The sequence below is a fragment of the Paenibacillus durus ATCC 35681 genome (assembly GCF_000993825.1).
Taxonomy (GTDB): Bacteria; Bacillota; Bacilli; order Paenibacillales; family Paenibacillaceae; genus Paenibacillus_AQ; species Paenibacillus_AQ durus_B.
On record NZ_CP011114.1, the window covers coordinates 3,600,452 to 3,617,885 of the forward strand.

Below are 17,434 nucleotides of genomic sequence, written 5' to 3' on the forward strand. Positions count from 1 at the left end.
GCTTGCGGTCAATCGAAGGCCCTAATGGGGCCGAAGCATGTGGCCCGGGTGAAGGGCAAGACCGAGAAACGGCTGCTGCGCCTGCCCTTCAAGCCGTCCTACATGTACCGCCCGGGCTATATTCATCCGACCAAAAGGCTTGCGGAATACCCATCGCTACTACTATACTTTAACCTGGCTGTACCCGGCGCCGCATGTTCTTTTCCCCGGTCATGTCATAACGGTAAGGAGACTAGGGCAGGCGATGATCCGATCAGCCGTTCACGGCACGGACAGTTCCATCCTGCACAGCCGGGACATTACGGCTATGGGCAAGATTATACAGTAGGGTAAAACAAAAATCCCCATATCGCTCCCGAGGTGCTGTAAGAAATGAACATATCTGAACCTCCTGGCTTGGTAAATATAGCGGTACCAGGGGTTTCCAGACTTTTCTTTAATTGATAATCCGTAAGCAGAAGATGTATGCTGTAAGCTGAAGTCACAGCTTCCGCCGCCGACCGCAGCTTCTGCTCGCTGACCGTCAGCAGCTGTCCGTCCCGCTTGGCCTTCGCCGATAGGGAGTCGGACTTCCCGTCGAATAGGGTACGGTCGCTCACCCCGTAAACAATCCGGGTCGCAGAGTCCATCGTAACGGAAGCCTCGCCTGCGAAACGTACTGTCAGCAAATCCGATGTTCCTCTAATCACGCGGTAGGCTCCCGTCAGAGAAAGATTTCCCCTGTTCTTGTTCATGATCTTTAGCGCCTTGATTCCGGCTTCCACGGTTGCAGGATCTACGGTTCCGATATCCGTTTCGCAGCTCATCATCACAATGTTCTCGTTAATAAATTCGACCCGCGCATCTTTTGCGTTTAATATGGTTTGTATGACCACCGACTTGTCTCTGGCGGCATCATAATTGACATAACGTGAGGCCCTGTAAACAAAGCTTCCTTTATACCCCAAACTCGCCAGCTCCGTTTCCGCTCTCCGGCGCAATTTCTCCCAAACCTCTCCGGGTTTAAGCGTACTATTCACCTTCGCCCGGACCATGGCTCCCGTTTCCGTGCTGATCCATATATAAGCGGTATTGTATCCGCTGCGGTACGAATAGCGCATCTGCTTCTTGTCCGGCAAGTAATCGGTGCTTTCCAGAGGAAAGGGGTTTTCCAGCATGCTGTGTATGGCCTGGTCTGCCGTTTTCTTCATAGCTGCTTCAACAGCCGTCCCCGGGGCAGCGGAGAAGGTGTTGCCTGTTCCCCGGTAGCCGGAGAGAGGGCCATCCATTGCGGTCCAGCCCAATCCGGCGATAGTCAGCGTAATGCAGGCCACAGCAGCAACTGTAACGTACCGGTGGCGGGTGCGTTCCCGTGCCGCTCGGGGCTGGCCCTCGCGGATCGTACGGATCACATTCTCCGCATGCTCCGCCGTAAATCCGTTCTGCTCAAAAGGGCCTCGTCCCGCCTGTTCATACCATTTCGGCTTGTTGTCCATTATTCCATCTCCTTCAGCTTGGTTTGAACCTTGCGGCGGGCGCGGTGAAGCCTCGATTTAACGGTTCCCTGCGACCAACCGGTGAGTTCCGTGATATCTTTTACCGACATGCCGTACTTCAAATCGAGCACTAGCACTTCACGGAATCCTGCGGGCAGTTTCATGATCACATCCCAAATTTCATTGACATGCACGCTGCAGAAATACTGCATTTCCGCCGAAGCCGCAACAACCATTCCTCCACCTGCGTTCACCCCGATCTTTTCCGTTCGATCCGGCAGCGCGGCGATATCTCCCCACAGACTTTTTCTGAAAAAACGGGATTTTCGGTAGGAGAATACAGCGTTGCGCGCAATGGAGAACAGCCAGGTCTGAAATGAGGAACCGCCTTTGTACGTGCCGATGCGGTAATAACATTTTACAAATACTTCCTGAGACAGCTCATCCGCCTGCTCACGGCTTGACGTCAGATAATAGATGTAATTCCAGACATCGCCGCCGAAACGGTCCATCACAGCTCGCAGCGTATCTTCGTCCATGCTGTCTGCATCTTTCAGCTCGTCGAAATTCAATGTACTCACCTCACTGGATTAGACGAAGTAACAGCCGCTGCGGTTCCCGTTACCTGCAATAAAAGGACAACCCTATTCATACCCTATACAAATGGAAAAGGATAGAGTAAGATGATGGCATTCTTGTTCACCCAAGGAGGACGATCAATGGCGCAAGAGAACGCAAAAACGGTCCCGCCCGAGGACGTGACCATTAATGGTTTCGGTATTGAACTGAACGACAAACATAAAGGGCGCATTGACAAATATGTGGAGCTTTATGAAAAACGCATCGTCGCTCATCTGGAAGAGGAATACAGCAAGCAGACGAGTCGCGGCGGAAAATTGGCTGACCGCATCGCCGCCTTCGGCGGAAGCTGGAAGTTCATCATCTATTTCACCTGCTTCTTGGCGCTGTGGATCGTTTGGAACGTGCTTAGCTTCACCCGGCATTTTGATTCGCCGCCGTTTATTCTGCTGAATCTATGCCTGTCCTTTCTGTCCGCGTTCCAGGCTCCGTTCATCATGATGAGCCAGAACCGACAGGCTGCCCGGGACAAACATGAGGCCATCATTGACTTTGCGATCAACTACAAGGCGGAGCAGGAGATCGACGATATGCAGGGCCATCTGCACCGGATTGAAACGGAGCTTCAGGAGCTGAAGGCCCTGCTTATAGCCCAGGCGAACAGTAAAGAGTCCAAATAAGGAAATGCTTCATTCATTGTACTATAGGGGCCACAGCCCTCATTCCGGATACTTCCGAATAATCAGCACGGCATTATGCCCGCCAAAGCCGAATGAATTGCTCATTCCAATGTTAAGCTCCTGGCTTCGGGCCGTGTTGGGGACGTAATCCAAATCACAGGCCGGATCGGGCTGCTCCAGATTTATGGTAGGCGGGATTACGTTTTCATTTAGACTTTTGATTAGAGCGATCGCTTCGGCTCCTCCGGCAGCGCCGAGCATATGTCCCGTCATCGATTTGTTGGCCGTAACCGGAATGCGGTAAGCCGCTTCTCCGAACATTGCTTTAATCGCGTTCGTTTCGGAGAGGTCCCCCACTCCCGTGCTGGTCGCATGCGCGCTGATGACATCAATGTCCGCAGGTGATAGCTTGGCGGCTTGCAGGGCCAGCTTCATCGCCTGATAAGCTCCTCTTCCTTCCGGATGGGTCGCCACCATATGATAGGCGTCTGAGCTGTTTCCGTAACCGATAACCTCCGCGTAGATTCGCGCATTCCGCCGCTGCGCGTGGGTAAGCGACTCCAAGACGAGGATGCCCGCCCCTTCGCCGATCACGAATCCGTCCCTTTCCGCATCAAACGGACGGCTGGCCCGTGTGATGTCTTCGTTTCGGACCGATAAAGCATGGGCGTTGCCAAAGCTGGCAAGCGAAATTTCATTAATCGCCGCTTCCGTTCCCCCGGCCAAGATAACGTCCGCCTCACCGGACCGGATGGTCCGAAGGGCTTCACCGATTGCTGTATTGCCGGTGGAGCAAGCTGTAACCGGAGAAAATGACGGACCCATCGCGCCATATCGGATACTGATCACAGCTGCGGCCATATTGGAAATCATCATCGGCACCAAGGTCGGGCTCACCCGGTCCGCTCCACGTTCGAGCAGCACTCGATGCTGCTCAAGCAATAACCCCATGCCTCCGATTCCCGAGCCTACATATACCCCGATCCGTTCCCTGTCCAGATCGTCCAGCTTCAGTTCCGAATCAGCCACGGCTTGATCGGCGGCCGCGACCGCAAATTGAGTGAAGCGGTCCATACGCCGCGCCTCCTTGCGGCCAAACAAAGCGTCGGCGTCAAAATCCCGGACAACGCCCCCGAACCGTGTTTTATAGGCGGAGGTGTCAAATGCATCAATTGCAGATATGCCCGACTGCCCATTTCGTAATTTATTCCAAAATTGTTCCACATCGTTGCCAAGGGGAGAAACGATACCCATGCCGCTTATAACAACTCTTTCCATTTTGAATCCTCCTTCATTTCACATCCCCGTTATCATGTCATGGAAATTATCCTATTACAAGTTGTTGTTTAAACTAGTATAATAAGTGCTATGATAATAAGTAATGGAGGAATGATTCATGAATGCCGAGGCTAGGCTGGAGGCGCTATCCGCCTTTCTGAAATCGCAGCGCTCCAAAATTTCTCCCCTATCGGCAGGACTGCCCGGGGGCACCCGCAGAAGAACGCCGGGACTTAGACGGGAAGAAGTGGCTCAACTTGCCGGCGTAAGTACAACCTGGTACACCTGGCTGGAGCAGGGCCGCGACATCAAAGTGTCTGTCTCCGTTCTCGACAATATCTCCAAGGCTCTCCGGCTTACTCCCGACGAACGTAAATATTTGTATTCGCTCGCGTTGGATACCCATACCGGACCTGAATTTCCTCCTGAGACTCAATCTGAAATCCGCCCATCACTGCTTAAAATTATAAGGGAGCTGAAATATTCGCCAACGATTGTAACCGACCGCCGCTGCCAGATTGTCGGCTGGAATGAAGCCGCAAGACATGTATTCCTTGATTTCGAACAAGTTCCCGCCCCGGAGCGAAATTTAATCAGGCTGCTGTTTGCCCGCCAAGAGCTGCAACGGCTAGCCGTGAACTGGGAGGATTTTGTCGGAGGCTTTCTCGCCATTTTCAGAACCTATTACGGACAATACGTTGATGACGCATGGTATACCGAATTCATCCGCGATATGGACAGAAACTACCCGGACTTCGACCGTCTCTGGCAGCGCAGCACAGTGAACAACGCTCCCGATGTGTTGATCGAGTTCAGGCATTCCAAAGCCGGCAAAATGCTGTTTGAGCTCACTTCAATGCACGTCCACGGCAGCGCCGATTTGCGGTGCATTATCTATACTCCGGCGGCCGATGGGACAGAGATGAAGCTGATGAAGATGATGGAGAAGCTATAAAATAACCCCGCAAAAGTAGAGCCTTAACTTTGAATCTCATTTGTACAGGCAACAGATTTTGTGAATCTTCGTCCATTAGGTAAAAAATTCTTTTAGCTGAAAATCAGTGTTTTAACCATAATGAAATCCGTTTGCTTCTCATCCCCCATGTAAAAGGAGTGGGCTCCACTCTCGACAAAGCCCATTCCTTTATAAAATTTGATTGCACCCTCATTTTTTTCCCACACGCCTAACCAAACCTGCGTTTTATTCTGCTCTTTCGCAATTTCTATGCCTTTATTGATCAGATGCTTCCCCAGACCTTGCCCTTGGAATTTTCTGCTTATATAAATCCTCTCAATCTCAAGCGCTTCGCCAGCAATATTGTCTGACTGGGCCTCATCGACATTAACCTTTAAATAACCAGCGAGCTCTTCATTACTATAAATAAAAAAGAAAGATGAACTAACATTAGATAATTCTTGCTCTAATTTCTCTAAATTAAGTGCTCTTTCCAAATAGGATTTCATATTTTCGGGTGCATTCAAATCTCCAAAAGTATCATTAAATGTTTCATAACTTATTTCTTGAAGCATGCGTAAATCTTCTATCGCGCACTTCTTTATTATGATTGTCATATTAGCAGACCTCTCCTAATGGTTAATCGTTATCATTTCCGCTATTAATTTTGTTGCATTTACAACAAAAATCATTTAACTTATATTATCATATGACTATTAATTTTGACTAGTCTATATAAAATGAATTTAAAAAATGACATCAGGGTAAGGAGTAACGAAGGGGAAGTTTGGAACTGGAGGAGCGACAGCGATCGCCTTTGTCTCCGGATTTCATCCACGAAGAGTGTAATAAATTTAGAAATCTGGAGATGGGCAGCGGCCGGAAGTCCAAACATTCCTCGAAGTTACGAACGATACCCAAATGGGAAAATCCCAAGTTCACTTTATATAGATAAATAATTCTAGAAAAGGACTGAGAAAATGAAATCAAAAAGAATAACACGGGATCACGATTTAAACCAAGCTTTTCAAATAAGAAAAGAAGTATTTGTTAAAGAGCAAGGTGTACCCTTAGACGATGAGTTTGATGAATTCGACACCCTTAATGAGCTTTCTGAACATATTTTGGTCTATTACAATGAACAACCTGTCGGAACTGGACGAGTAAGATGGGTTGATGGCTCAGGCAAATTTGAGAGAATCTGTATCTTAGAGCCTTACCGTAAATTTGGTCTTGGAAGATGGAATTCCGCATATTTTAATGATAAAAGAATTATCTACTAAGCAGTTATGATAAGGTTGGGGGCAACGAAATATATTTATTATGGATTGGGAATCTTCATATTAACCCTTGGTGCTTCTTTTACTATACAATCAGGCCTTGGAGCATCACCTTTTGACGCGCTTTTGGTCGGGCTATCTCTAAAAGTGGGTCTTACTGTGGGAAGCTGGGAAATCATCATAGCTTTAATACTGATCGGATGCAACTCATTACTAAAAAGACAAAGACCAGAATTATTGGGTCTGCTAACAGCCCTCATAACTGGTCTTGGTATTGATACATGGCTTTTTTTATGGCGTCATTTGTTAATTCCGGAACTATGGTTCAGTAAACTTGTTTGTTTCGGGATTGGCATAATCGTTATAGGGCTGGGATCTGCAATCTATTTATACGCTAACTTTGCGCCAATGCCTGTTGACCGATTAATGCTGATCATTCGCGAATTAACTGGGATGAGCATATTGTTTTCGAGAACATTCATATATCTTCTCTTTTTGACAATGGCAGTTATATTCCACGGACCCATCGGCGTTGGGACTCTATTCACCGTTTGTTTAGGGGGTCCGATTCTTAGCTGCTTTATGCGTTTAAAATAACCCCATTACCCCAGCGGCGAGCGGGCCAGCAGCCTTTGAATGGAACGGTCCGCCTCACGCAGCACGGTATCTTTATCGACCGTCTTCAGCATGCCGCGGTCCATCACGATTTTACCGTTAATGATCGTGCTCTCCACGTCCGCGCGCGTAGCGGAATACACGATCCGGGAGATCGGGTCCGCGTCAAAGGAAGGGAACGTATGGAAGTTGAACAGGTTCAGAATCGCCAAATCCGCCTTCTTGCCGACCTCGATGCTGCCGATTTCATTTTCCATCCCGACCGCCTTGGCTCCACCGATCGTTGCCATCCGGAATACGGATTTAGCGTCCATCGCCGTTGGTCCGTGAATCGGCTTCTGAATCAGCGCGGCCAGCCGCATTTCATTGAACATATCGAGGTTGTTGTTGCAGGGAGCGCCGTCCGCGCCAAGGCTTACCGATACATGCTCGTGAATTAGCCCCGGAGTGTCGGCGATGCCGGACGCCAGCTTCAGGTTGGAGCCCGGACAATGGCTGACATGCACGCCCCGTTCCCGCAAAATACGCCGCTCTTCCTTATCCAGCCAAATACAGTGGGCCAGAATGAGCCGCTCGTTCGCAAGGCCAATATGATCCAGGTACACGATATTGCGCATGCCGGTCATCGCCTGCACAATTTCGATCTCCCCCTGATTCTCGGAGGCATGGGTATGTACTTTAACCCCGTAACGCGCCGACAGATCACGGACTTCAGTCAGCAGCGGCTCGGTGCACGAAACCACGAACCTTGGGGAAAAAGCGTAGCGGATGCGCCCGCCGTCATGCCCGTTCCATTTTTCCAGCAGATCCACACTCTCCTGAAGCGAAGCCGCCGTATCCTCCTGGAGCGCCTCAGGCACATCCCCGCCCTTCTGGTCCATCATGACCTTGCCGGAGAGGGCGCGGATACCGCTCTTAGCAATTGCCTGGAACGCGTAATCCGTGTGATGCACCGTCTCCATATCGACAATCGTCGTCGTTCCGCTGGAGATCAGCTCCCCGATGCCGAGCATCGCGGAATAATAGAGCGATTCCCCGTCATGCGCCGCTTCGAGCGGCCAAATGCGCTTGCGCAGCCAATCCATCAGCTCCAGGTCGTCCGCTTTGCCGCGAAACAGCGTCTGGCATAAATGAATATGCGTCTGCACGAAGCCGGGGATTATGCTTCGCCCCGTGGCGTCGATCACCGTCTCTCCCGCAAGCGGCGCAAGACCGCTACCGATTTCCGTAATCAGGTCGTCCTTAATCCGGATATCGCTGCCGCGCAGAATTTCCTCCTGCTTGTTCATCGTGATGAGTTCCGCGTTCTTGATCAATATACCGCCCATGACTGTTTCCTCCTTGAAATAGCTAAAATTAAAAGCAAAAAGGCTACAAAAACATGCCAAGGCACATCTTCGTAGCCAGAAATTTACGGTTTCCGGTAGAGACCCTTAATCCAATCATTAAGGATATACGAAAAATTTAAAATTCTTATGAATACCCTTATCATAATTCAGGGGCGCTTCATTGTCAACACGAGTGAACTAAATTGACATCACCCTTGCATATTGCGGCAAAACCAGACAAAACCTAACATAATCGACAAAGTCATAGTGACTAAATGGCTATTCATTCTGCCTCGTTAGGTTTAAAATAGCATAGATATCCTTGAAAAGGAGTGTAATCCAATTGAAAAACATTGCATGGATTGGAACGGGGCACATGGGGCTTCCCATGGCCCGCAATTTACTGAAGGCGGGCCACAGCCTGCATGTTTATAACCGGACGGCGGAGAAGGCGGAGCCGCTCAGAGTGGAAGGCGCCGTCATTTGCCGGACGGCGACGGAAGCAGCCGCCGAAGCGGATTTGATCTTTCTGATGCTGACCAAGGGCGAAACGGTCCGGGAGGTGCTGTCGGGAGAAGAAGGCGTTCTTGCAAAGCTCCGTCCAAAGGCTCTTGTCGTGAATATGAGTACGATCGGACCGGAGGAAGCCAAGGAATTCGCCCGGATTACCGGCGAAGCCGGAGGAATTTATGTAGATGCGCCCGTATCCGGCTCGGTTGGGCCTGCGGTGCAGGCGCAGCTGGTCATCCTGGCAGGCGGAGACAGCGAGGCGGTTGAAGCTTGTCGGCCATACTTCGATAAGCTGGGAAAGGCGACTATTCATTTCGGAGATGTCGGAGCGGGCAGCTCCGCCAAACTGGCGATCAACCTGCTGCTCGGCGTGGTTGCCCAAGGCGTGGGCGAGACGCTGCTGTTTGCGGAAACGGCCGGACTTGACCGTGAATTGGTGCTGCGGATGATCAGTGAATCGGCCGTATCCACGAAGCTGTTCGAGGGTAAAAAAGAGATGTTTGTAAAAGAAGAGTACCCATCCGCCTTCATGATCAGCCTCGTTGCCAAAGATTTGGGGCTGGTTGCGGATGAAGCGCACAGCTACGGCATCCGGCTTCCGCTCGCTGAAGCAGCCAAGGAAACCTACGCGGCCGCTGACCAGAGCGGCAAGGGGGCGCTGGATATGGCCGCCGTATGGCTGCAATTGAAGGAGCATAAGGGGGAGAACTGATCCTCCCGCCAACTGTAGACAAACGCTTAAAACCCCGTATACCTTTTTATGGTAACGGGGTCTTAAGTCTCCTCTTGGCTATGCAATTTTATTCATATCCTCCTACAACAATCCATACTTTTGACATGGTACATTAATCGATGATTCCATGTTACCCGATTTCCAATCGGCATGACCGCTTTGGACAATCGCTTTCAGAATTGTTTTTCAAATTTTACCTTACAATCCTCATACTCCGATTTCGGAGTACTTCACCGAAACTCCATGTCCTGCATATGGGTGTTTTTCGGTTCCCGCGTACACGACTCTCGCGAAAAACGTTGTCACGTCCGTTTTCCTTATGTGCGATTATCGTATATTGTACGCTTCGCCAACCTTTTCCAATGGAATCCCGCTCCTTTCTCACAAGACATTTCGTCTTGTTTTGAAACAGCTTCTTCCTTCTTCCATGGTTCGCCTGGATTTTCCGGATAACATACCCTTTGGTCTGCTTAAACGGTTCATATGTCCGTTCGTGCTTCTCCAGTGCTTCCGCATAAACGGCTCATTTGTCTATCTTTGCTTATGCCAATGGCTCCCACTTAAACGGCTCACGATTCCGTTTTGGGCTTTGCCAATTGATCTGCTCAGATAGCTCATTTGTCCGTTGCCGCTTCACCGACCGGTCTGCTCAAACGATTCATTGTTCCGTCTTGGCCGTCCCCATTTAAGGTATGCACCGATTGCCTAGCCCATCGGAGTTTGCTCCCTTCCTTATATAAAATAAGGAATTTGGGATTATCACCTTCCGCCGCTGCAAGAAAAATGGTGGGCCGCTGAATTTCAAACCATCCGCTTTAGAGCGTTATCCATCCGGCTCTTTTTTTCGTTCAGCTCTTCTGGTGATGTCTTTATTATAGACTACTTATCTTAAATTTTAAAACTTGATATTGCGGACTTTAGCGGCTTATTTTCCGATATTTGGGCGGCAGCAGCGATTATCCGTAAAATGCTTACGCTTTCATTTAATATGTCGAGTTTACGGCTATTTCCTATGAAAGTGCTTTCATCGTAAAAATAAAACTCTTTTTCTGCTAAAAATGTTAGAAAACTTGTCTACTCGGCAGCCGCCAAAATCTTCTCCAGCACAGGGAAATTCGCCGTCCGTCCAGGGAAACTGACCTCGCCTCTTACCTCGTAACCGAGACGCCGGTACAGCTCGAGCGCCTTGGTGTTTTTGGCGTATGTATCCATTCGGATGCTCTTATATCCTCGTTCAACTGCAAAATTCTCGGCACACGCAATCAACCGGCGCGCGATTCCTTTTCCCTGAACCCGGGGATGAACCGCAAGGCGGTGCATGATCAAATTTGGCCCTTCCGTCTGCACCCATTTGATTTCCTTATACTGCTCGGCCTGATTTTCATCCAGCACCAAGATTCCCGCAGGAGCCCCGGCCTCCTCGTAAACATACAGCGTTCCCCGCTCTATGTCCTCAGTGATAATTTCCGCATTCGGATAGCTTTCATCCCATTGGTCGCTTCCGCCCTCTTGCATCACGCGCACGCATTCGGCAATCAGCGCCATAATCTGCTCCAGCTCTTCTATTCTTCCTTGTCTGATGTCACGCTCCATGTTTCCGCACCTGCCTCTTTTGTCTGTATCCGAGTCTATGTGACTCTGCCACTTGACAGTCTACCACAGATGGCGGAAAAAACTGAAATCTTGCAAATATTTTCGCATAAAGGTACGGTGGAGCGGCGGCGAAAGGGGGCTCTTTCACCGCCGCAATCCTTCATTTGAACTCCAGCTTGTGCCCGTCCTCAAAGCCTTTGGCGAACCCGGTATCGAATCCGACATCGTAGGCTTCATTGTAGCCCTGCTGATAGGCGCCATCGGGCGGCGTTTCCGGAGCAACGCCCGGTTCGGCGGGAAGCGGCACAACCACCTGTTCAGTCTCCGCTGGAGGAGCGGCGGGCACGGACTCCGGAACCGGCGGAACAGCGGGCCGACGGAGCCGTCTCTTTCTGCGCAGTTTGACGCCTTTTTTCCGCAGCCGTGGGCGAAGAGTCCGGCCTGACCGTTTTTTACGGCCCTTAAGCGCGGTACCCTTGCGGATTTTACGGATTTTGCGAACCTTGATTTTCCGCGACAGCAGCAGTTTGCGTCTGCGGGCCGTTGCTCCCGTACGCGACGGCTTACGGCTTGTTTTCTTCATCTCTGTCACTCCTTCGGTACTGCGTTCGCGCCGCGATGCCCCAAAACGCAGGACGATGCCAGCCATGGCGCGGAGGGAATTCCTTCTTTGTGTTGATGCAGCGAAATGCCGGACATCATCCGGCACATAGCGCTCTGGTATTCGCTAAGCACCCTCACATTGTCGCACAGCTTGCGGGCTGCAAGCTCCGAATGGCCGGTCAAATCTGCTATAGTTTCCAGAATAGCCGCCAGCGCCGCCTGGCTGCGGGCGATGGAGCGGATCATTTCCAGCTTGACGGCGCGTTCCGAGAGCTGCAGCCCGCTCATTTCTCGTCTTCCCCGAAGCTGAGTCCGCCTCCCATCAGACTTCCGAAGCCGTCTTCGCCGCCGCTTTCCTCTTCCCCGGTGTTCAGCATGGCTTTCAAATTGCTGCACAGACCGTTCTCCAGTTTGGTTAATCCCTCCACCAGTTCTACAATCGCGTCATGGATGGAGAGTGATTCCTTTAACTGATCTTCGTGCGTATCGAACGCACGGGGATGAATATGATGGTGCGTCCACTCCTTTACCTTCTCCGCTTCCACCGCCTTAGCTTCCAGGATCATCGCGATATTCGACTGGATGGTAGCGGTGGATTCCAGCATTTTCAGATAAGCTTCTTCTCTGCTCATCGTCCGCCTCCCGCTATTCTTCTTCCTGGCCGTTCAGTTCCTTGATGACTCTGCCCACCTGCTCGGCAAGCGCCTCCTGAAGATCGGCGAAGGCGTTAAGATAGGCGATAATATTCTTGTTCACCTGGCCCGCGCTTTCAATTACTCCCGCACTGCCGCCGAATTCCGGTTCCGCATCTGGCAAATCATGGACGATTTGCGCCATGCGGACAGCCACGTGGCGCTCGGCGTCAAGAATGCGAGCCATCTGTTCATGCGAATGGGCCATGTGCTCCAAAATTTTGGTGATCTTATTCTGCATGATCATGTCTCCTTTGCTTAGGCGCCCTGCTACAACATATGCGGCGGCGCCTCGGTCGGTTACGAGGAAGCAAAGGAATGGCGGAATTCAGACCGATGCAGCCCGATGGACAAAAAAGCGAGCATCCCAGCCTGGGACGCCCGCCTTCCTTTTTCATTTGTAATCATTTGGTTAGTACATAGGTTCTTGGATAGAATCCGAATTTTCCATAAAAAGGCAATGCCTCATCATTTCCGAACATTACTGAAATCGTAATAGTCTTGGCGCTGTTTGCCTTCAACCAGTCAAGCGATAATGTCATCAGCTCTTGTCCAATACCACTGCCCCTGTAATCTTGCAGAACAAAGATAGAATCCAGCTCTCCCCGGTTCCCGCCGGTAATTGAACTTATGCAATATCCTGCCAGCTTTCCCGAAAGCTCATCGCTCGCCAGCATAATATTTAGAAGTCCCTGTTCCGCTTTGTCCAAAAGATCTTTGGATCGTGCTTTAAAGGTATTAGCCATGATTTGCTCTAAAAAATGATTGGAAATCGATGCATGATGATCTCTCAGCCGTTCCCATAGCGGCTCTACCAAATGAAGTCCGGCTTGATCGGTTTGTGTATAGGTTATCTTCACAAGCGCCTTGTGTCCTCCTGTTCCAGTTTTTTTGCAAAATAGGCTTTTTCCGCTCCCCTGCCTGCGGGTCCCCGGCCAAATACGGCCAAAAGGGGCAGCAGCAGTAGGCTTGCCGCCAGCAAAGACGCCCTGATCGAGAACCGGCTGCCGATCCAGCCAACCACCGGTCCGCCGGCCGTCTGGCCAAGCGCGTCGGACTGGCTGACCATCGACAGAACGGTCGCCCGGCTCCGGCTCTCCAAATTCCGGTTCAGCCAGGAGGCGTATACCGGCTCGGCTACTGAAGAAGCCATGCCGATCAGTCAATTCGACAGGCTCTTCGTGGAGATGTAGAAAACCGTACCCTCTATCGTAGCCCCAGTAAAGAAATCCAAATCGGATGTCAAGCAATGATATAGACACTTAATTTAGAATAATCAATAATATATTTCTAAGAAATCGCATTTAACTTCTTATTTTTAAGTTCATATTTTTTTTTGCATAAATTGGCAACCGATTTATCATGGGTAACAACGACCATGGTAGTCCCTCTATGATTTAGATCTTTAAATATTTCTAAAATGGTTTCTTCGGTTTTCTCATCTAATGAGCCGGTTGGTTCATCAGCTAAAAGGATAGAAGGATTTTTCACAATAGCCCTCGCTATTGCTACCCGCTGCCGCTCACCACCGGATAAGTTGCCAACAGGTCTACTTTTCAGGTGACTTATCTCTAATTCCTCTAAAACCTTTTCAACCTTTAACTTGATCTCTTTCTTTGATTGTCTAAGATATTGTAAAGGCAGAGCGACGTTATGGTATACATTTCGGTCACCCAAGAGATTAAAATATTGAGTAACAAATCCAATATTGTATTTACGATATCCTGCAAGTTCATTGGTTGTCATTGCCGACACGTCTTTACCGTTAAACAACATAATCCCTTCGTCTGACTGTATTAACCCGGCTAAAATGTTAAGAAGTGTAGACTTTCCGGAACCGCTTTTCCCTTGTATAGCTACCGATTCGCCTTTATAAATTCGAAGATCAATATGATCTAGCAAGCTGCTATAATCATTTCCGTTTCTAAATTGTTTCTTTACACCTGAGAGTTCAAGTATCATACTTATTAATTCCTTTCATCGTCATTAGTTTTCAAGAAGTACGTTTTCTTGAGCCCGTTCCTGATAAGAAAATGAATAATAAAAATCATCATAATACAGATTCCCAACATGTAAATCAGAATGCTTATCTCACCTATTTTCAGTATATTTCTTAATATGACTCCGCTAAATATGCAAGCAACCAGCAATAAAGAGCTTATTTCAAGCCATTGCGACGTCAATAAGAATTTCTGAGAAGCTCCATTGATATAATGCACATAAAAGGATGCAAACCTTCTTTTTTGCTGCAACAGAAATATGATGCTGATAATGATTATATTTAGAACCAAAGTAGTGATAAAGATCGCAAAGGCTAGACCTTTGTTTTCTAACATAACGGTTAGCAGCCCTCTGTATTTAGCAAAATGAGGATTCAGATTTATGAATGAATAACTTCCAAAAGATGTTTTTTTTGAGATTGCTTCTACTCTTTGCATCATTAGTTGATTAGCTTTTGGAGTATTATCCGTTATGATGTAACCGTTATCCATAGCAAAATAATTTTTACGTTGAAAAAGCTCATCTTCTTTGGTAACAGGATTACCATGGGATTGATAGGGTAACAAAAGGTGTTCGTCCAAATAAAACTCTGAAGAGGCCTGGTAGTATATCTTACTATTTTTTTTGAGAAATCCGATAATCTTTGCTTTTATAATTTCCCCATAGTACTCAATTTCTATCTTTTCACCAATTTTAAAAAAAGATTTATAGGAATTTCCCATGACCACGGGCATGATTTCCTGGGGATTTTCAAAATCCTGTTGATTCCACAATCTACCATCTTCGGCCTTCAACTCAAAAAAAACAGGAACCTTCTCATTGATCTGAAGTGATTTAACTTCAGTGAATACTTCCGTTCCAGATGTAAACCGATTGATTTCAGCGCCTCGTTCATATCCTTGTCCAAACGGTTCAAGCGGTTGATCACTCTTCAGAAGTATAGGGTGATCGAACATGGCCAAATAATTAAAATTTGACGCTGAGTTCAGTTCTTTATAATAATTCTTAAGGATACTTAAATAATTGGGTCGGCTTATGAAGTTTTGATAGTCTTCACCATCGTAGTAACCATCCAGCAGTTGATATACCGCCTTGCCATCATATATATTTTGAAGATGCTTGCTTTCATAATTTAATTGTTCAATGAACGTCAGGAAAGTGCCTACAAGAATGAAAAATGCAGTCAGATGCAAAACCAAAAATATTATTGTAGCTTTGTAAGCGAAAAAGTAATGCTTTAATTCTCGAATAATCACCTTTTTACTACACCCCGTTTTTTCTCTAAATGATCTCTCCCTATAAAAACACCTATGATAATCCATGACATTAGAATTGTTATAGGCATAACTAGCAATACTTTACTTAAAGCAAGAGAGTCGAAAATAACAGCTCCGCTAAAGATAAAAAGGCTGATCAGAGATGAAAGAAAGATGATGACTGAATTTTTAATTAATATTTCAAAATAAAGATTTTTCTTTGATATACCTAACATATACAGGGTTTTTATGACCTTTTGTTCCTTTTCATACCCATATCTTAATATTGAAATAAGACCGATCAATAATAAGAAATACATTTCAAGTAAAAGAAACTTATATAGAAAGGGAGCATCACCTGTTCTAAGAAACCCTTTTTGAAAGTTATCAATAGTAGAAATAAAGGAATCCGATTTTGTAGCTCTATTTAGTATTTTTTTCACAACATTCGGGTTATCACTGTCAATAACTATTTTAGTATTTAAATCATTTAATTGAAGACCGGGATCATGCAATAGAATAAGATAATCCACGGAGCTTGGAAAAGACGCACCCATTATTCCTATAACTTCGTAACTTTTTGTTTGATACGATATGTACTTCACTCCACTTATTGTACGCGTATACTGCTCCATCTCTCGTCCTATAACTGCAGTTTTGGTTCTTTCGGAGAGATTTAAGAAATCTCCTGAAATCATAGGGGGAGACCAGTGTCCATTGTTCTTCAATAAGTATCTGTGAGTGTCATCTTCTTCTAGGAACAAACGATATTGGGATCTGCTTAAATCTTCATTAATCCACGTTAGATCCCCCTTTGCAATTAACATCGACGAGTTGCTGGTATAGAGATTATTCGATAGTTGCTCATACATTTGTTGTTTATTTACATAGAATTGAAAGGTATAGGTCATTAAAAATAAAAAAACAAAGAGAATAAAAATAGGAATATTATTCCTGTTAAATATAAGCATTTCTGTATCCCCACTTTTCAAAAATAGAACCAGAGCTTGTCGTATTCAACAAGCTCTGGTTCTTATTTAGTTATATTAACTTTGACCCCAGTAAGTTCTTGCCTCAGGATTGTCGAAAATATCAGGTTGAAACCAAGGTGAAGTAGCTTCTGAAATCCAGTTGCTATTGTTATAAACTCTTCCACTGGTGGTTTTGACTGTCCCATTGGAAAGTTCCATTCGTGCGGTAGTATAATGTGAAACATAATACCATGTGGTTTTTCCATGAGCTGCGTATTCATTAATGGGCGATGCGGAACTTCCAACATTCCTGTATAAACGTTCCCCTACATGTGAGTCAGGTGTGCTACTGGATGCTAATTGAACGGACGCCCCATCGCTACTCGAATTGTTATAATACCCTTCAGATTCGCTCCATCCCCCTGAAGCTAATTCGGCAGTTTTAGCAGCAAAACTAGGAACGGCTACTGTCAAAAGAGAAAGTCCTAATGCACAAGTGAAAATAATCTTTTTTTGCCTTTTCAAGATTTCATCCTCCAAAAATGTATTTTTATTACATTACCATATTATACTATATATGAGAAAATATCAACTATAAATATCATATATTTTATTATTCCATATATTTTTCTATATATGCATATATAAATGTCTTATCCAAAAATTGTAGGACAATCCTTGCTTAGCAAAGGTTAGATTATACAAAATAACTATTTTAAACGTAAAAAAGACACCCCTTCACTAAGAAAGAATGTCAAAAAAATTTTCAAGAGACTTCGGGAATTCTACTTTGATAGTGAATTTCTTGAAACTTAAATTTTTAATTTAATATTTCAATAGAAATAACAATGAGTACTTTTGGGATAAACCAGCCGGTTTAGGACT

20 protein-coding genes, 2 pseudogenes and 1 riboswitch are annotated in these 17,434 nt (G+C 46.9%); of the genes and pseudogenes, 6 read left to right on the forward strand and 16 right to left on the reverse strand.

Going from position 1 to position 17,434, the window contains the following annotated elements; translation table 11 throughout:
• Window positions 1-24 precede the first annotated feature (24 nt).
• Window positions 25-333 carry a hypothetical protein gene (locus tag VK70_RS28965; protein WP_025696869.1) on the forward strand — a complete coding sequence of 103 codons (309 nt, stop codon included), beginning with the start codon at window positions 25-27 and terminating at the stop codon, window positions 331-333.
• On the opposite strand, the gene VK70_RS16625 is transcribed toward VK70_RS28965, so the two are convergent.
• Together VK70_RS16625 and VK70_RS16630 are read right to left on the reverse strand one after the other, a co-directional pair.
• Window positions 318-1,475, reverse strand: coding sequence for a hypothetical protein (locus tag VK70_RS16625; protein ID WP_025696868.1), 1,158 nt, complete (start codon window positions 1,473-1,475; stop codon window positions 318-320). The two genes, VK70_RS28965 and VK70_RS16625, sit on opposite strands and share 16 nt — an antisense overlap.
• Entirely contained in the window at window positions 1,475-2,047 is a 573-nt protein-coding gene (locus VK70_RS16630) for an RNA polymerase sigma factor (RefSeq protein ID WP_025696866.1), read from the reverse strand. The genes VK70_RS16625 and VK70_RS16630 overlap by 1 nt, the downstream gene beginning before the upstream one ends.
• A 147-nt stretch (window positions 2,048-2,194) precedes the next feature.
• Between VK70_RS16630 and VK70_RS16635 the strand changes: the two genes are divergently transcribed.
• Entirely contained in the window at window positions 2,195-2,734 is a 540-nt protein-coding gene (locus tag VK70_RS16635; protein WP_025696864.1) for a DUF1003 domain-containing protein, read from the forward strand.
• Window positions 2,735-2,773: 39 nt separating this feature from the next.
• On the opposite strand, the gene fabF is transcribed toward VK70_RS16635, so the two are convergent.
• Window positions 2,774-4,012, reverse strand: a complete 1,239-nt coding sequence (fabF, locus tag VK70_RS16640; RefSeq protein WP_025696862.1) for a beta-ketoacyl-ACP synthase II — start codon at window positions 4,010-4,012, stop codon at window positions 2,774-2,776.
• A 118-nt stretch (window positions 4,013-4,130) separates the two neighbouring features.
• Between fabF and VK70_RS16645 the strand changes: the two genes are divergently transcribed.
• Window positions 4,131-4,967: a helix-turn-helix transcriptional regulator gene (locus VK70_RS16645; protein ID WP_025696861.1), complete on the forward strand. Its 837-nt coding sequence runs from the start codon at window positions 4,131-4,133 to the stop codon at window positions 4,965-4,967.
• A gap of 92 nt (window positions 4,968-5,059) precedes the next feature.
• On the opposite strand, the gene VK70_RS16650 is transcribed toward VK70_RS16645, so the two are convergent.
• Complete coding sequence (locus VK70_RS16650) at window positions 5,060-5,584, reverse strand: spermidine/spermine N(1)-acetyltransferase (RefSeq protein WP_025696860.1); 525 nt, start codon at window positions 5,582-5,584, stop codon at window positions 5,060-5,062.
• 363 nt (window positions 5,585-5,947) lie between these two features.
• Between VK70_RS16650 and VK70_RS16655 the strand changes: the two are divergent.
• Window positions 5,948-6,208, forward strand: a pseudogene (locus VK70_RS16655) (GNAT family N-acetyltransferase); the annotation flags it as partial.
• A 48-nt stretch (window positions 6,209-6,256) separates the two neighbouring features.
• Window positions 6,257-6,838: pseudogene (locus tag VK70_RS28970) on the forward strand (YczE/YyaS/YitT family protein); the annotation flags it as partial.
• 11 nt (window positions 6,839-6,849) lie between these two features.
• Here VK70_RS28970 and VK70_RS16665 read toward each other — a convergent pair.
• Window positions 6,850-8,190, reverse strand: coding sequence for a 5'-deoxyadenosine deaminase (locus VK70_RS16665; RefSeq protein WP_025696854.1), 1,341 nt, complete (start codon window positions 8,188-8,190; stop codon window positions 6,850-6,852).
• A gap of 52 nt (window positions 8,191-8,242) precedes the next feature.
• A riboswitch (purine riboswitch) is annotated at window positions 8,243-8,341 on the reverse strand.
• Window positions 8,342-8,533: 192 nt separating this feature from the next.
• On the opposite strand from VK70_RS16665, the gene VK70_RS16670 reads away from it, so the two are divergent.
• Window positions 8,534-9,412: an NAD(P)-dependent oxidoreductase gene (locus tag VK70_RS16670; RefSeq protein WP_025696852.1), complete on the forward strand. Its 879-nt coding sequence runs from the start codon at window positions 8,534-8,536 to the stop codon at window positions 9,410-9,412.
• A gap of 1,095 nt (window positions 9,413-10,507) precedes the next feature.
• Here the strand turns inward: VK70_RS16670 and VK70_RS16675 are convergent.
• The 11 genes from VK70_RS16675 to VK70_RS27965 form a co-directional block, all read right to left on the reverse strand.
• Window positions 10,508-11,026, reverse strand: a complete 519-nt coding sequence (locus tag VK70_RS16675; RefSeq protein ID WP_025696850.1) for a GNAT family N-acetyltransferase — start codon at window positions 11,024-11,026, stop codon at window positions 10,508-10,510.
• Between the two features lie 160 nt (window positions 11,027-11,186).
• Window positions 11,187-11,609: a FliH/SctL family protein gene (locus tag VK70_RS27960; protein WP_025696849.1), complete on the reverse strand. Its 423-nt coding sequence runs from the start codon at window positions 11,607-11,609 to the stop codon at window positions 11,187-11,189.
• Between the two features lie 5 nt (window positions 11,610-11,614).
• On the reverse strand, window positions 11,615-11,917 hold the full coding sequence (locus VK70_RS16685; RefSeq protein WP_025696847.1) for a hypothetical protein: 303 nt from the start codon (window positions 11,915-11,917) through the stop codon (window positions 11,615-11,617).
• Window positions 11,914-12,261 carry an alpha-helical endospore appendage domain-containing protein gene (locus VK70_RS16690; protein WP_025696845.1) on the reverse strand — a complete coding sequence of 116 codons (348 nt, stop codon included), beginning with the start codon at window positions 12,259-12,261 and terminating at the stop codon, window positions 11,914-11,916. The genes VK70_RS16685 and VK70_RS16690 overlap by 4 nt, the downstream gene beginning before the upstream one ends.
• Before the next feature lie 13 nt (window positions 12,262-12,274).
• Window positions 12,275-12,562: a hypothetical protein gene (locus VK70_RS16695; RefSeq protein WP_025696843.1), complete on the reverse strand. Its 288-nt coding sequence runs from the start codon at window positions 12,560-12,562 to the stop codon at window positions 12,275-12,277.
• 163 nt (window positions 12,563-12,725) lie between these two features.
• Complete coding sequence (locus VK70_RS16700) at window positions 12,726-13,181, reverse strand: GNAT family N-acetyltransferase (protein WP_046723534.1); 456 nt, start codon at window positions 13,179-13,181, stop codon at window positions 12,726-12,728.
• Window positions 13,178-13,474, reverse strand: coding sequence for a hypothetical protein (locus VK70_RS16705; RefSeq protein ID WP_025696842.1), 297 nt, complete (start codon window positions 13,472-13,474; stop codon window positions 13,178-13,180). Before VK70_RS16705 ends, VK70_RS16700 begins: the two co-directional genes overlap by 4 nt.
• Window positions 13,475-13,611: 137 nt before the next feature.
• Window positions 13,612-14,283, reverse strand: coding sequence for an ABC transporter ATP-binding protein (locus VK70_RS16710; RefSeq protein ID WP_144415254.1), 672 nt, complete (start codon window positions 14,281-14,283; stop codon window positions 13,612-13,614).
• Between the two features lie 5 nt (window positions 14,284-14,288).
• Entirely contained in the window at window positions 14,289-15,578 is a 1,290-nt protein-coding gene (locus VK70_RS16715; protein ID WP_025696839.1) for a hypothetical protein, read from the reverse strand.
• Window positions 15,575-16,549 carry an ABC transporter permease subunit gene (locus VK70_RS16720; protein WP_025696837.1) on the reverse strand — a complete coding sequence of 325 codons (975 nt, stop codon included), beginning with the start codon at window positions 16,547-16,549 and terminating at the stop codon, window positions 15,575-15,577. The genes VK70_RS16715 and VK70_RS16720 overlap by 4 nt, the downstream gene beginning before the upstream one ends.
• A gap of 75 nt (window positions 16,550-16,624) precedes the next feature.
• Complete coding sequence (locus VK70_RS27965) at window positions 16,625-17,074, reverse strand: hypothetical protein (RefSeq protein WP_144415256.1); 450 nt, start codon at window positions 17,072-17,074, stop codon at window positions 16,625-16,627.
• Window positions 17,075-17,434 lie beyond the last annotated feature (360 nt).

What these genes read in the sequence shown, in the direction of transcription:
- VK70_RS16720 (WP_025696837.1), bottom strand. Translation starts at nt 16,549, where the DNA reads ATGCTTATATTTAACAGGAATAATATTCCTATTTTTATTCTCTTTGTT.
- VK70_RS28965 (WP_025696869.1), top strand. Translation starts at nt 25, where the DNA reads ATGGGGCCGAAGCATGTGGCCCGGGTGAAGGGCAAGACCGAGAAACGG.
- fabF (WP_025696862.1), bottom strand. Translation starts at nt 4,012, where the DNA reads ATGGAAAGAGTTGTTATAAGCGGCATGGGTATCGTTTCTCCCCTTGGC.
- VK70_RS27960 (WP_025696849.1), bottom strand. Translation starts at nt 11,609, where the DNA reads ATGAAGAAAACAAGCCGTAAGCCGTCGCGTACGGGAGCAACGGCCCGC.
- VK70_RS16645 (WP_025696861.1), top strand. Translation starts at nt 4,131, where the DNA reads ATGAATGCCGAGGCTAGGCTGGAGGCGCTATCCGCCTTTCTGAAATCG.
- VK70_RS16635 (WP_025696864.1), top strand. Translation starts at nt 2,195, where the DNA reads ATGGCGCAAGAGAACGCAAAAACGGTCCCGCCCGAGGACGTGACCATT.
- VK70_RS16665 (WP_025696854.1), bottom strand. Translation starts at nt 8,190, where the DNA reads ATGGGCGGTATATTGATCAAGAACGCGGAACTCATCACGATGAACAAG.
- VK70_RS16710 (WP_144415254.1), bottom strand. Translation starts at nt 14,283, where the DNA reads ATGATACTTGAACTCTCAGGTGTAAAGAAACAATTTAGAAACGGAAAT.
- VK70_RS16705 (WP_025696842.1), bottom strand. Translation starts at nt 13,474, where the DNA reads ATGGCTTCTTCAGTAGCCGAGCCGGTATACGCCTCCTGGCTGAACCGG.
- VK70_RS16690 (WP_025696845.1), bottom strand. Translation starts at nt 12,261, where the DNA reads ATGAGCAGAGAAGAAGCTTATCTGAAAATGCTGGAATCCACCGCTACC.
- VK70_RS16650 (WP_025696860.1), bottom strand. Translation starts at nt 5,584, where the DNA reads ATGACAATCATAATAAAGAAGTGCGCGATAGAAGATTTACGCATGCTT.
- VK70_RS16625 (WP_025696868.1), bottom strand. Translation starts at nt 1,475, where the DNA reads ATGGACAACAAGCCGAAATGGTATGAACAGGCGGGACGAGGCCCTTTT.
- VK70_RS16695 (WP_025696843.1), bottom strand. Translation starts at nt 12,562, where the DNA reads ATGCAGAATAAGATCACCAAAATTTTGGAGCACATGGCCCATTCGCAT.
- VK70_RS16675 (WP_025696850.1), bottom strand. Translation starts at nt 11,026, where the DNA reads ATGGAGCGTGACATCAGACAAGGAAGAATAGAAGAGCTGGAGCAGATT.
- VK70_RS16685 (WP_025696847.1), bottom strand. Translation starts at nt 11,917, where the DNA reads ATGAGCGGGCTGCAGCTCTCGGAACGCGCCGTCAAGCTGGAAATGATC.